General features: G+C 54.9%; 10 protein-coding genes and 1 pseudogene. 7 read left to right on the top strand and 4 right to left on the bottom strand.

Going from position 1 to position 13,643, the window contains the following annotated elements; translation table 11 throughout:
* Positions 1-57 precede the first annotated feature (57 nt).
* The 6 genes and pseudogenes from rlmKL to rmf all read left to right on the top strand — a co-directional run bounded on the left by rlmKL (position 58) and on the right by rmf (position 8,181).
* Positions 58-2,199, top strand: a complete 2,142-nt coding sequence (gene rlmKL, locus SGP1_RS08765; protein ID WP_011410880.1) for a bifunctional 23S rRNA (guanine(2069)-N(7))-methyltransferase RlmK/23S rRNA (guanine(2445)-N(2))-methyltransferase RlmL — start codon at positions 58-60, stop codon at positions 2,197-2,199.
* Positions 2,190-4,112, top strand: coding sequence for an ABC transporter ATP-binding protein (locus SGP1_RS08770; protein WP_011410881.1), 1,923 nt, complete (start codon positions 2,190-2,192; stop codon positions 4,110-4,112). The genes rlmKL and SGP1_RS08770 overlap by 10 nt, the downstream gene beginning before the upstream one ends.
* A 68-nt stretch (positions 4,113-4,180) precedes the next feature.
* On the top strand, positions 4,181-5,449 hold the full coding sequence (gene pqiA / locus SGP1_RS08775; protein WP_011410882.1) for a membrane integrity-associated transporter subunit PqiA: 1,269 nt from the start codon (positions 4,181-4,183) through the stop codon (positions 5,447-5,449).
* Positions 5,446-7,086 (top strand): intermembrane transport protein PqiB, encoded by a 1,641-nt coding sequence (gene pqiB, locus SGP1_RS08780; protein ID WP_011410883.1) that lies wholly within the window; start codon positions 5,446-5,448, stop codon positions 7,084-7,086. Before pqiA ends, pqiB begins: the two co-directional genes overlap by 4 nt.
* On the top strand, positions 7,086-7,751 hold the full coding sequence (pqiC, locus tag SGP1_RS08785; RefSeq protein ID WP_041867454.1) for a membrane integrity-associated transporter subunit PqiC: 666 nt from the start codon (positions 7,086-7,088) through the stop codon (positions 7,749-7,751). Before pqiB ends, pqiC begins: the two co-directional genes overlap by 1 nt.
* 264 nt (positions 7,752-8,015) lie before the next feature.
* A pseudogene (gene rmf, locus SGP1_RS26980) lies at positions 8,016-8,181 on the top strand (ribosome modulation factor).
* Positions 8,182-8,281: 100 nt separating this feature from the next.
* On the opposite strand, the gene fabA reads toward rmf, so the two are convergent.
* Together fabA and SGP1_RS08795 are read right to left on the bottom strand one after the other, a co-directional pair.
* Complete coding sequence (fabA, locus tag SGP1_RS08790; RefSeq protein ID WP_011410886.1) at positions 8,282-8,800, bottom strand: bifunctional 3-hydroxydecanoyl-ACP dehydratase/trans-2-decenoyl-ACP isomerase; 519 nt, start codon at positions 8,798-8,800, stop codon at positions 8,282-8,284.
* A 65-nt stretch (positions 8,801-8,865) separates the two neighbouring features.
* The gene (locus tag SGP1_RS08795) at positions 8,866-10,617 is read right to left on the bottom strand and encodes a S16 family serine protease (protein ID WP_011410887.1); all 1,752 of its coding nucleotides are present in this window, start codon (positions 10,615-10,617) and stop codon (positions 8,866-8,868) included.
* Between the two features lie 206 nt (positions 10,618-10,823).
* Here SGP1_RS08795 and matP point away from each other — a divergent pair, with 206 nt between their 5' ends.
* Positions 10,824-11,282 (top strand): macrodomain Ter protein MatP, encoded by a 459-nt coding sequence (gene matP, locus SGP1_RS08800; RefSeq protein ID WP_011410888.1) that lies wholly within the window; start codon positions 10,824-10,826, stop codon positions 11,280-11,282.
* Positions 11,283-11,567: 285 nt separating this feature from the next.
* Here the strand turns inward: matP and SGP1_RS08805 are convergent, their stop codons facing one another.
* Both SGP1_RS08805 and SGP1_RS08810 read right to left on the bottom strand, forming a co-directional pair.
* On the bottom strand, positions 11,568-11,807 hold the full coding sequence (locus SGP1_RS08805) for a hypothetical protein (RefSeq protein WP_041866797.1): 240 nt from the start codon (positions 11,805-11,807) through the stop codon (positions 11,568-11,570).
* Between the two features lie 222 nt (positions 11,808-12,029).
* On the bottom strand, positions 12,030-12,350 hold the full coding sequence (locus SGP1_RS08810; RefSeq protein WP_041866798.1) for a hypothetical protein: 321 nt from the start codon (positions 12,348-12,350) through the stop codon (positions 12,030-12,032).
* Positions 12,351-13,643: the final 1,293 nt, after the last annotated feature.

Here is a 13,643-nt window from a genome sequence, read left to right on the forward strand (position 1 = left end):
GTCTGGATTGGCTATAATGAGCATCGATTTTCTTTTTAATTAATAATAAGTGACCAGATGAATTCACTGTTTGCCACCACGGCACAAGGTTTGGAAGAACTGTTAAGAAGTGAGCTGGAAACCCTGGGGGCCGCGTCGTGCAAAGTCGCGTTAGGCGGTGTGCACTTCCAGGCGGATAGCCGCTTGCTTTACCGCGCGCTGCTGTGGAGTCGTCTGGCTTCGCGCATTGTCCTGCCGTTAAACGTGTTCAGCGTCGGCAGCGATGGCGATTTGTATCGTGGCGTGCAGGCGGTGGATTGGCCGTCACTGTTCACGGTCGATAAACGTTTCGCCGTGTATTTCAGCGGCACTAACGCGGCAATACGCAACAGCCAGTATGGCGCGCTGAAGGTCAAGGACGCCATCGTTGATAGCTTTACCCGCCACGGCGCCCGCCGTCCCGATGTTGACCGTCAGCAGCCGGATATCCGGATTCAGGCCTATCTGCACCGTGATCAGGTGATGTTGTCCCTCGACCTGAGCGGCAGCAGCCTGCACCAGCGCGGTTATCGCGGTGCCGCCGGTCAGGCGCCGTTAAAGGAGAACCTGGCCGTCGCCATTGTGTTGCGCTCCGGCTGGAAGCCCGGCACGCCGTTGCTGGACCCGATGTGCGGCTCCGGCACGCTACTGATTGAAGCGGCGATGATTGCAGCCGATTGCGCCCCCGGCCTGACGCGGCCGTATTGGGGATTCTCTGCCTGGTCCGGGCATGATGAGGCGCAATGGCAAGAGTCGTTGGACGAAGCGCGCGCGCGGACTCAAACAGGCCTGGCGCAAACGTCCTCGCGTTTTTACGGCTTCGATATCGATGGCCGCGTGCTGGAAAAGGCGCGCCATAACGCCCGCCGCGCCGGCGTAGCTGCGTTGATAACCTTCCAGACTGGGGAGGTAGCCCAATTGATTAATCCGTTGCCGGAGGGGCAGCGCGGGACCGTGGTGAGCAATCCACCTTACGGTGAACGGCTGGAGAGTGAACCGGCGCTTATCGCCCTGCATAACCAGCTCGGTCGGGTAATGAAGAGCCAGTTCGGTGGCTGGCGGCTGTCGTTGTTCAGCGCTTCGCCGGCGCTGCTCGGCGCCTTGATGCTGCGTGCCGAGCGCAGTTTTAGTGCTAAAAACGGCCCGCTGGACTGCGAGCAGAAAAATTATTTGCTGGCGGAAACCGCCACCGCTCCCGGTTCGGTGGAAGGGCAAATCGCCACCGATTTCGCCAACCGCCTGCGCAAGAATGTACGTTCGCTGCAAAAATGGGTCGAGCGGGAGAAGCTCGATTGTTACCGGCTGTATGACGCCGATCTGCCGGAATACAATGTCGCTATCGATCGCTACAGCAGCTGGGTGGTGATTCAGGAGTATGTCGCGCCGAAAAGCGTTGACCCTGAGCGCGCGCGGCAGCGGTTATATGATGTAATTAACGCTACCCTGGCGGTGCTAGCCATACCGGCCAGCCGGCTGGTGGTGAAAGCGCGCGAGCGGCAGAAAGGCAAAAGCCAATATGAAAAACTGGCACAGAAGGGCGAATTTCTGCTGGTAGAGGAGTATGGCGCCAAATTATGGGTCAACTTGACCGACTACCTGGATACAGGACTGTTTATCGATCACCGTATCGCGCGCAGAATGTTAGGAGAGATGAGCCGCGGCAAAGATTTCCTCAATCTGTTTGCCTATACCGGTAGCGCCAGTGTTCATGCCGGCATTGGCGGCGCGTGCAGCACCACGTCGGTCGATATGTCGCGCACTTATCTTGAGTGGGCGGAGAAGAATCTGCGCAGCAATGGGCTGGTGGGACGTCAGCACCGGCTGATACAGGCTGATTGCCTGGCGTGGCTGGCGATGGCGCAGGAAACCTTCGATGTTATCTTTATCGACCCACCGACCTTTTCCAACTCCAAGCGCATGGCCGACACCTTTGACGTGCAGCGCGATCATTTGGCGCTGATGGCCCAGCTTAAACGGCTGTTGCGCCCCGGCGGCACCCTCATGTTCTCCAATAACAAACGCGGTTTCCAACTGGATGAGGCGGGTCTGGCCGCGCTGGGCCTGCGGGCGCAGTCGATAACCGATCGCACCCGTTCACCTGACTTTGCCCACAACCGCCAAATTCATCTCTGCTGGCTGATAAGCCATGCGGACAAGGACACCTTTAAGTCATGTCATTAATTAGTCTTTCCGGCGCCTGGTTGTCGTTCAGCGATGCGCCGCTGCTGGATAACACCGAGCTGCATATCGAGCGCAACGAGCGCGTCTGCCTTGTCGGGCGCAACGGCGCCGGTAAATCCACCTTGATGAAAATTTTGAGTCGTGAGGTGCTACTTGACGATGGCCAACTGATTTTCGAGCAGGACGTGGCTGTCTCCCGCTTGCAGCAGGATCCGCCGAGGGACGTCACCGGCGGCGTGTTTGATTTCGTCGCCGAAGGCGTTGAGGCGCAGGCGCAGATACTGAAAGCCTACCACGCCATTTCCCAACAGGTAGAACAGGATCCGAGCGAAAAAAATCTGGAGGAAATGGGCCGGCTGATGGAAATTCTCGACCATCAGAACCTGTGGCATTTGGAAAAACGCATCTATGAGGTCATAGCGCAGATTGGTCTGGACGCCGACAGCCAGCTGGCGTCGCTGTCCGGCGGCTGGCTGCGCAAGGCGGCGCTGGGTCGCGCGCTGGTGTGCGAGCCGCAGGTGTTGCTGCTGGATGAGCCGACCAACCATCTGGATATTGAAACCATCGACTGGCTGGAAGCATTCCTGAAGACTTTCCCCGGCAGCATTATCTTCATCTCCCATGACAGGTCGTTTATCCGCGCGATGGCAACCCGCATCGTCGATCTGGACCGCGGCAAACTAGTTTCTTGGCCCGGCAATTATGACAAATACTTGGAAGGGAAAGAAGAAGAACTCCGGGTGCAAGAGCTGCAAAACGCCGAGTTTGATCGCAAACTGGCGCAGGAAGAGGTGTGGATCCGCCAGGGGATTAAAGCCCGGCGCACGCGCAATGAAGGGCGGGTGCGCGCGTTGAAAGCGCTGCGTCAAGAGCGTTCCGAACGGCGCGAGGTGATGGGCAGCGCGAAGATTCAGGTGGAAGAGGCGGCGCGGTCGGGCAAAATCGTCTTTGAACTGGACGATGTCAGTTATGGCATTGAAGGTAAATCGCTGATTAGCCACTTCAGCGCCCAGGTGCAGCGCGGGGATAAAATCGCGCTTATTGGCCCCAACGGTTGCGGTAAAACCACGTTGCTGAAATTGATGCTGGGTCAGCTTCGCGCCGACAGCGGCCGTGTGCATTGCGGCACCAAGCTGGAAGTCGCCTATTTCGACCAGTATCGCGCAGTGCTGGATCCGGAACGGACTGTGATGGACAACCTGGCCGAGGGTAAGCAGGAGGTGATGGTCAACGGTCGCTCGAGCCACGTATTGGGCTACCTGCAGGACTTTTTATTTCATCCGAAGCGGGCGATGACGCCGGTGAAGGCGCTTTCAGGCGGCGAGCGTAACCGGTTATTGCTGGCGCGACTGTTTCTTAATCCCAGCAACCTGCTGATCCTCGACGAACCCACTAACGATCTCGATGTCGAAACCCTGGAACTGCTGGAAGAGCTACTGGACAGTTATCAGGGCACCGTATTGCTGGTCAGCCACGATCGTCAGTTCGTCGATAATTCGGTAACCGAATGTTGGATTTTTACTGGGGAAGGGCGCATTGAGCGTTATGTCGGCGGCTATTTTGACGCCCAGCACCAGCGCAGCAATCGCCGTGCGTTAAGGGCACAGCCGGCTCCGGCGCAAAAGGCGTTGGCACCCGCCACCGGCGCCATTCCATCTTCTGCCAAACGCGGCGGGGGGAAACTCAGTTATAACCTGCAACGGGAGCTGGAAACGTTACTGGGGCAGATCGAGACGCTTGAGCAGGAAATAGGCCGACTGCAGGCGCAAATGGTGGCACTGGACTTTTTCAGCCAACCCCATGAGACGACGCAGCCGGTACTGATCGCGATCGCGCGGGCAGAGGAGGCGCTTGAACAGGCGTTCACCCGCTGGGAAACGCTGGAAGCGCAAAAGAACGGCGCAGCGGATTAGGCCATGGTGGACGGCTTGCGCCGGCCGCCGTTTATTCGCGCAAGCGGAGTGCACAATAGGAGGTAGGCGTGTGCGATTATCCACGACAGCAGCACCCTGTGCTTTGTCCGCACTGTGATTTATTAGTGGCGCTGCCGCCGCTGGCGCCCGGCCAGAAGGGAAGCTGCCCGCGCTGCCGCAATACCTTGCAGAACTATTGGCCGGACCCGAAACGCCAGCCGGTGGGGTTCGCCATCAGCGCGCTGGTGATGCAGGGGCTGGCCAATCTGTTCCCCTTCATCAATATGGAAGTCTCAGGGCTGAAACGTCAAATAACGTTGCCGCAAATCCCGCTGGTGATGGTGAGCGATCATTTCACCAGCCTGGCCGGCGTTTTTTTGCTGTGCGTGCAGGCTATTCCCGCCCTTTGCATGATAATGACTATCTTGTTATGCATGGGCGTGCCGCTGCCTTTTCGCCTGAAAGCATTCCTGGCCAAGCTGTTATTTGCCCTGCGCAGCTGGGGAATGGCGGAGATTTTCCTGGTCGGGGTGTTGGTCAGCTTTGTCAAATTGATGGCGTACGGTCAGATTGGTATCGGTAATAGTTTTATTCCTTTCTGTTTCTTTTGTTTGTTGCAGCTGCGAGCGCTACAGTGCGTAGACCCGCGGTGGTTGTGGAACGTCATTATGCCGTATACCTCGCCGGTGAAACGTTTTCAGCCCGGGCAAGGCGGTTTGGCGCAGGGTCTACGCGCCTGTAGCTGTTGCACACTTATTCTGCCCGCCGACACCGTTGCCTGCCCGCGCTGCCACACCCGCGAGGGCGCGCGCCGCAGCAATAGCCTCCAGTGGACGCTGGCGCTGCTGTTGACTTCATTAATGCTGTATATCCCGGCTAATCTGCTGCCGATTATGATTACCGATGGACTGGGTAACCGGCTCAACTCCACTATCATGGCCGGCGTTATCCTGCTATGGGAGGACGGCTCGATCCCGGTTGCGCTAGTGATTTTTATCGCCAGTATCATGGTGCCCAGCCTGAAAATGATCGCGTTGGGCTGGCTATGCTGGGACGCCGCCGGCAACGGAGAGCGCAAGGCGGCCGACAGCGAGCGGATGCATCTCTTATATGAGGTGGTGGAGTTCGTCGGCCGCTGGTCGATGATTGATGTCTTTGTTATTGCCGTCCTATCCGGCCTGGTGCGCATGGGAAGGCTGATGAGCATTAGCCCCGGCATCGGTGTACTGCTGTTTGCCGCCGTGGTTATCCTGACCATGATAGCGGCCAAAACATTTGATCCCCGTCTTTTGTGGGACAGGGCTGTACAAAATACGTTAAAAGGAGTCGACCGTTGACGGAAAATAATTATCAGGAAGCCCGGGTGGAGAAGATCAAGCGCTGGTCGCCGGTGTGGATCATTCCCATTGTCACCGTTCTTATCGGCGCCTGGAGCCTGTTCTACCACTTCAGTCATCAGGGCAAAGTGATTACCCTGACGACCAGCAACGCCGACGGTATCGAGGCCGGTAAAACCTCCATCAAAAGCCGCAGCGTCGATGTCGGCACCGTCGAGAGCGTGATGTTGACAGAGGATCTGCGTCAGGTGGAAATCAAAGCGCGCATCTACAACGGCATGGAAAAGGTGCTTAACAAGGACTCGGCGTTTTGGGTGGTGAAACCGCAGATTGGCAAGGAAGGAGTGTCGGGGTTGGGGACCTTGTTATCCGGCGCCTACATTCAGTTGCAGCCCGGTTCTAGCACGGAGACGTCGCGGGAATTCACATTGCTGGACGCGCCGCCGCTGGCGTCCCCCGACGCGCGCGGCATCCGTATCCAGCTAGACAGCGATCGATCCGGCCAATTGAGCGCGGGCGACCCGGTGCTGTTTCGCGGCTTTCGGGTCGGTACGGTGGAAACCAGCCACTTTGATCCGCTTAAGCGCATGATGAATTATCAGCTGTTTGTCAACGCGCCTTATGACCGCCTGGTGACGAATAACGTGCGTTTCTGGAAAGATAGCGGCGTGGCGCTGAATCTGTCGGCCTCGGGCATGCGCGTGGAAATGGGCTCGCTGACCACCTTGTTTGCCGGCGGCGTTAGTTTCGATGTACCGACCGGCTGGGAATTGGGGGACGCCGCTAAAGAGCAGCAGCGTTACCAACTGTTCGATAATAAAAATGATATCGCCGATTCCCTCTATACCCAACATCAGGACTATGTGCTGTTCTTCGATGATTCGATTCGCGGCCTGCAGCCCGGGGCGCCGGTAGAGTTCCGCGGTATACGGCTCGGGACCGTGGCGGAGGTGCCGTTCGCCACCGTCAGCGCCGATCAGGAAATGAACGGTGACTATCGCGTCCCGGTGCTGATTCGTATTGAGCCGGATCGCTTTATCAGCAAGGTCGGCAAAAACTTTGATATCAATAAGCGCCTGGTCGCGGCCGAGGGGCAAGGGTTCCGTGCGGTGCTCAAGAGCGCTAATTTGCTGACCGGCACGTTGTATGTCGATCTGGACTTTTACCCGCAGGCCAAAGCCTGGCCGGGACCCACAACCGTCAAGGGTTACCCTGTCATGCCGACCACCAGCGCCGGTCTCGCGCAGATACAACAGAAACTGACCGCTACGCTTGATAAAATCAACGCGTTACCGCTGGATCCGATGCTTAATCAGGCGACCAGCACGCTGGCGCAAAGCCGCAGCACGCTGCAGGAGCTACAGCGCACGTTGAAGGCCGTGAATAAAATCACCGAAAGCGCGTCAATGAAGCAACTGCCTCAGGACATGCAGCAGACGCTGAAAGAGCTGAACCGTAGTATGAAAGGGTTCCAGCCCGGCGCGCCCGCTTACACCAAAATGGTGGCGGACATGCAGCGCCTCGATCAGGTGCTGCGTGAGCTGCAGCCGGTGCTGCGGACGCTGAACAGCAAGAGCAACGCGCTGGTTTTTGAAGCAGATAAAGGTAAAGATCCACAGCCGAAGAGGGCGAAATGATGCAAAAAGGGAGAATTCTGGCGCTGGCGACGGTGCTGTTGCTCAGCGCCTGCGCCAGCGGCGACGGTAACACCTACTATCAACTGCCGTACAAGGCGAGCAACACCGTGGCGACGCTAGCTTCCATCGAAGCAGGCGCTACGGCGTCCGGCGCGGGCGGTGTAGCCGATGTGCAGGGCGGGGCCGCCACGCCGTTTCACGCCGGCAGCCCTGGTGTACGTCCCAAGCTTTGGGTCGCTCAGGTGTCGGTCGCGGATTTCCTGGTTGGCAACGGACTGGTGTATCAGACCAACGACGTCCAGTACACCACGGCGCGCAGCAACCTGTGGGCCAGCCCGCTGGAACAGCAATTACAGCAAACGCTGGTGGCAAATTTAAGCGCCGCGCTACCGGGCACGCTGGTCTCGACACAGCCCATTGGCAGCGGTGACGACAACGATCAATTATCGGTAACCCTCACCGGTTTCCACGGGCGTTATGACGGGCGCGCTATTGTTCAGGGGGTGTGGTTATTGACCCATGATGGGCGCGTCATTCGTCAGCCGTTCGATCTGGCGTTACCGCAGGAAAAAGATGGCTACGACGCGCTGGTGCGTACTCTGGCGCAGGGCTGGGACACTGTGGGTCAGCAAGTGGAGAAAAAATTTATAGCTATATGTAAATAATTTTTTTATAATTATTTACATACGTCGCCGGCAGCGATGGTCAGTCTCGGCCGTCGTTGCCGACACAAGAAGCAATTCAGCGGCTTAAGGTGCCCTTCGTCATTTTTTGGGCCGAGAGATTTGTCAATATTGCCCGATTGAGATGACAGATCGATGACGCCACGTTTTGATCTTCCGCGCTTTTCTCGTTAAAGATTAAGGGTAACCTCGGCGTTCGGGGTTACCGTTTTCTTTCAACCAGCCAAGATGATGAGGGATAAACTTATGAAAAGACAAAAACGAGATCGCCTTGAACGTGCTCATTCACGCGGCTATCAAGCGGGTCTGTCAGGGCGTACTCGTGAACTTTGTCCATATCAATCACTTGACGCACGCTCTCACTGGTTGGGAGGCTGGCGCAAAGCCTATGGAAGACCGATCGGTAATTTGATCCGTCATCCAAGAACGACCTCCGCCTGGCGCGGAGGTTTTTTTTCGGGGGTTGACGGCACGTGCGCCGACAGACGTCAACGCTATGCCGGCAGGGAGCATCAGAAGGCGGCGGTGTCCTTGAACAGGCCAACTTTCAGGTCACTAGCAGTATAAATGACGGTACCGTCGCACAGCACTTCCCCGTCCGCCATACCCATCACCAGTTTGCGATTAATTACCCGGCGGAAATGGATCCGGTAGGTGACCTTTTTCGCGCTCGGCAGGATTTGCCCGGTGAATTTGACTTCACCTACGCCCAGCGCGCGGCCTTTGCCTTTCCCGCCCAGCCAGCCCAAATAAAAACCGACTAACTGCCACATGGCATCCAGACCTAAACAGCCGGGCATTACCGGATCGCCGATGAAATGGCAACCGAAGAACCACATATCCGGGTGAATATCCAGTTCCGCTTCCACGAAACCTTTATTGTAATTGCCTCCGTCATCGGTCATTTTGACCACCCGGTCCATCATCAGCATATTCGGCGCCGGCAACTGCGGGCCCTCTTTGCCGAACAGTTCGCCACGGCTGGACGCCAGCAGATCTTCTTTTGTATAGGATTCGCGTTTATCTACCATATTTCTCTAAACCTTAATTATTGAGTCCCGCACATTACCCGACATGCTGGCCGCTGACAATTCCCTTAGCTCTGGTTAAACCAGTTTAGCCAGCGAAAGCACCAGGGCAAACGTTGCCGTTCGTGCAGATTAACATTGGCGATACGCTCGCGTATCGACGCGAGAAGACTTGGACGCTTGTCGTGGTCAAACGGCAACGCGGTCATGATTTCCAACGCTTCATCGATAGTATCCACCGCCCACAGGGAAAATTGCCCCTCGCGTACCGCCACGATAACATCGTCGTGCAGGCACAGGTGGCGCACATTGGCGGTGGGAAGAATCACCCCTTGGGCGCCGGTCAGCTCGCGCGACTGGCACAGGGCGAAAAAGCTTTCTATTTTCTCGTTCACGCCGCCGATGGGCTGGACGCGGCCAAACTGATCTACCGAGCCGGTAACAGCGATTTGTTGATTAATGGGTTTATCCGCCAGCGCGCTGATAAGCGCGACACCTTCCGCCAGTGAAGCGCTGTCCCCGTCCACCTCACCGTAGGACTGCTCAAAAACCAGCGAGGCGGAGAAGGGCAGCTGTTGGTCCAGCTCCAGCGCCGACATCAAAAACGCCTGCATAATCATCATGCCTTTAGCATGAATATTGCCGCCCAGTTCCGCTTTGCGCTCGACGTCGTTGATTTCACCATCGCCCAAATGCACGACGCAACTAATGCGCGAGGGTTCGCCGAACGGCAGCGGATGACCGGGGAAATCCAGCACCGATAGCGCATTCACCTGGCCTACGACCTGACCCTCCGTTTCCACCATAATCTGACCTTCGGCGATTTCGTCCTGCATCCGCTCACTGAGATAGCTTTCACGCCAGAGGCGGGTGCGTTCACTGTCGGAAAACGCCGCGGCGGTCAGCGCCTGCTGGGAGCCGTACAGCGCCGCCTCTTTCAGCCGCCGGGTAAGCCACTGGGGACACAGCGGTAGCTGGCATTGATCACCGCTATAGCGGACTGATTGCCGTATCAAGGTCGGCCAGGCGTCCGCGTTTAGCGCCGGTAGCCCCTGGCGCTGGGCCAGCATGTTGACCCAACCGCACCATTGCGCCATTTCCTCAGCCTCAGTGATGCGCAGCTCGGACTCGAATTCGCCATAGAGCGCCAGACGGGTCAGCTCAGGCTCCAGATCGTTCAGGTCAGCCAACCCCTCGCGGTCGCCGAGAACGATTAACCTTAAGTTGAGCGGCATCGACGGGACGGAAACCGGTAAAGGACGGCTATCGTCTGCCGGTAGCCAATCGAAGCGTTGCCGCAAAATCATCTGCTTAAGCCGCAGCCAGAGCAGAGGCTGGTTGGTGAGGGCGCGGGCCCCGACGATGAGGACGCCGCCGTTGGCGTGATGTACCAGGCCCGGCTGCAAATCGATGGCATCCCGATAGCAGCGCAGCGCGCCGAACAGCTGCTCGTATTCCAACCAGGACTGCCACACGCAGACATCGTGGGCGGCGAAGTTATCCTCCGGCTTGGTCGCCGGCTGTTCGCTAACGCCCATGCCGGTCACGACATAGCGGCTGCCGACAGGCTGGGCTGGTGCAGGCAGGATCTGTTTAACCGTCTCGGCAATCAGCTGAAAATAATCCTCCTCCTCTTGTGCCGTCAGCAGCATAAAGCGACAGGGCGTGCGTGAATGGCAAAATTGCGCCAACCCATCCATAAGACGGGCTTGTAGAGTTGCCAAAGGAGCGGACAAAGGCGGGCAGGGTTGGTCAAATACCGCCGCGAAATCGGCCAGATCGGGCAGTAAATATTTCCATTCTAATTTTTTGTTGGTCAAAATGATAAATAGCGTCGCTGTTCAGGGAAACGCTTATTATACAAGAAGAGACATTGCTTCGTCTCGGCCTCTTTTCTTTCCAGAGGCATCATTGCCGCAACATTCCGACTCGGGCGCGCAATTGATCGGTACCGACAAATATTAGTGAAATAACAACCAACAATGCTATCATCGGCTGCAGGTTACACGGTCACAGGTGCGCTCCCATGAAATACCAGCAGCTTGAAAATCTGGAAACCGGTTGGAAGTGGAAATACCTGATTAAAAAACACCGTGAAGGGGAGCGCATCTCCCGTCACGAAGAGAACAGCGCGGCAGCAGAATCTGTTCAGCAACTTATTAGTTATCAGCACCAGCCGAAGAAGATCCTGAAATGGATCCGCGAATCAATGCATCCCGGCCTGGAAAACCGCATGAAGCAAACCATCCGCGCGCGCCGCAAGCGGCACTTTAATGCCGAGCATCAGCATACGCGAAAAAAATCTATTGATTTGGAATATTTGGTTTGGCAACGGCTGGCGGCGCTGGCCCAGCGGCGGGGAAGCACCCTTTCGGAAACCATTGTCACTTTGCTGGAAGATGCAGAACGCAAGGAAAAATACGACAAGACGTTGTCTTCCTTGCGCAGTGACCTCAAGGCTATTCTCGGCGAAAAAACCAACTGATGGCCGCAGAGGGTGATGCCCTCCGTCTGTGACCAGCCGCAAAGGACCCTCCTGTTTGCCAGCCCTGCTTTCGCGAGAAAAGGCGGGTCAATTTACTGTCGCGCCAACATCGGCACTTTGTGGCCACATTGGCACTGTGCGGCCATATTCATGGAAGAGGCGGATATCACGGTGAGATAGCGTCCTGGATGGGCAACGAGTCCAGAATCATTATCTGGAATACGCAATGGATGTAGGTCGGCCGCAATCCACTTAGGCAGAAACGATGACGGGGAAATGATTGGGTTAGAGACATCCCCCTCGCTCTCGTTCCCTTAATGCCGCCGCCAGTACTACCACATCATCAATTAACGCTTCAAACCCTGCTTCCATGGCCGCCACAAATCCTTCTTCGCCCTGCGCGACCGAGCGCGCGATAGCCACCGACGTGGCACTGGCGCCAACCCCCGCCGTTACAGCTAACCCCAGCCCAACGTCACTGTCGCTGCCGAGGGTAAATTCTGATTCTTTCGAGAGCGAATTCACAACGCCCGTGGTCGCAGGGGAATTGCGATGTGGCGTAGTGTCATGTGCGCTGTGGCCGGAGGGAAGCGAGGCCTCGGGGAGTGCAGACCCCACGGCTTGCCCAAATTTTGCGTAAAATTGCGCTAATTTTACTTTTGATGTGGATGAGGACGGCAATCGTGCTTACGTGGGCTAATACCGGCTCGGTAGCCGCAATGGCTTGAGTAATGAATGACGCTATCTTCACTTGCTCATACGCATCGTTTGAATATCCTCATCAGAAATTGTCTTGATTAATATTATAGAAACATCTTCTATTGGCGTTGGGTGGGATTCTAGGTTAATGGTGAATGTCTCGCTAAGCGTTTTCGATTGATTTAAAAACTTCAATAGGGAATCCTCGCCGCACGGGACCCTGCTGTGGGCAATTTTCCCCGTTTGTAGTGCCAGATCTTCAGGTGCCTCCGACACGGATCTTAATATGGTTTGCAACCCCATCTTTTCCTCGCTATAGGGCGTGAGCAAAATTTTTATCTTGATCGTCTCTTTCAGATCTGTAGACAATTCCGGCAATGTTTCGTCACTTCTGAAAAAGGTGGGCGACACAGTATGCACGGGGGCGTGACTTACGGCCTCTTCAGGGGAAAGCCCTGATGCTGGCGGCGTAGACTCTTCTGCCTGCGTTGTGCGCGCGGTACGGTTGAGTTGTTGCTTACGTCTTCAGCATCAAGTGGCGTTTCAACCGTGATGGTGGGTTTCGCTGCGGCATCGGAAGCTGCATAGGACTTAATGGGCTCGGTATTATCGAGCTTTGGGTCTGATAAGGTTGCCGGTGCGGCATTATCCCCAGAGTGAGCGAAAATAGAAAACGCTTTTTCAAAGACAGTAAAAAGGGAGGGTGCTTTTTTTCTTTCTGCTCGATAAAGATACCGTTGGGTTAACTGGGGGTGATAATGCCCTTAGCGAGTCATATTTGATTTTCAGCGATCCCGGCGGGCGATATTCACAAATACCCACCCATCATTCTCTCGCTATTGCGGGCAGACTCATGGGTAAAAGCGACTACCAAACAAGAGTGGGGCGGTATCGTTATAGTGCATCATGATGTAGACGGACAAATACACAAAACATTATTTATTAATATGACGTTATCGCTAATATTATATTTTTGGTAATCAGATGCGAATTTTTTATATAACATATATCTTGATTATATTGATTAATTCTCTGCTGCGCATAGCTAATCAGCATAACCTTAAATCTTCATCATTGCTTTTCCGCGGACTCGTTAACGGCTCTTATAGAGAATATGCGCATTAAAAAAGAGATATACCTAGAAACGATCTGATTTTCAATGAAGTATGAATTAATACGATTAATAAATTTACTCCCATTTAGCTCATGAACACAAAAATATAGGCTTGCATATAAAAAATAAAAGACACTCGGTATAACGTTGTCTATCTTTACAGAAAAAGATCTACACAATGAAAATTCTATCTAACCGTAAACGATAATATTTTCTATAGCACGCTATGGGGCCAGCCTTCTTGTTCAAATTGATTTTTTATTAACCCAACTAGGTATTTTATGCTATTTAATATGTTGCTATACGAGGTGGGCAATTACAGCTTAGACTAGGCAATCCAATTAGCTTTGCTGTTTCTGGATATTTCAATGGATAGTTATTATGATTAAAGCTAAGATTAGCGCTAACGACATTCATAGGATGCATATTCTTTGATTCCTAATTTCGACATTGATTAAAAAATCTTTCGATGCACATGGATTAAGAGGACAAGGGCAGTAATAGGATACATGGCGATCAGGATATTTAATATGTATTGTAGTAAATTC

This window comes from Sodalis glossinidius str. 'morsitans', assembly GCF_000010085.1.
Taxonomy (GTDB): domain Bacteria; phylum Pseudomonadota; class Gammaproteobacteria; order Enterobacterales; family Enterobacteriaceae; genus Sodalis; species Sodalis glossinidius.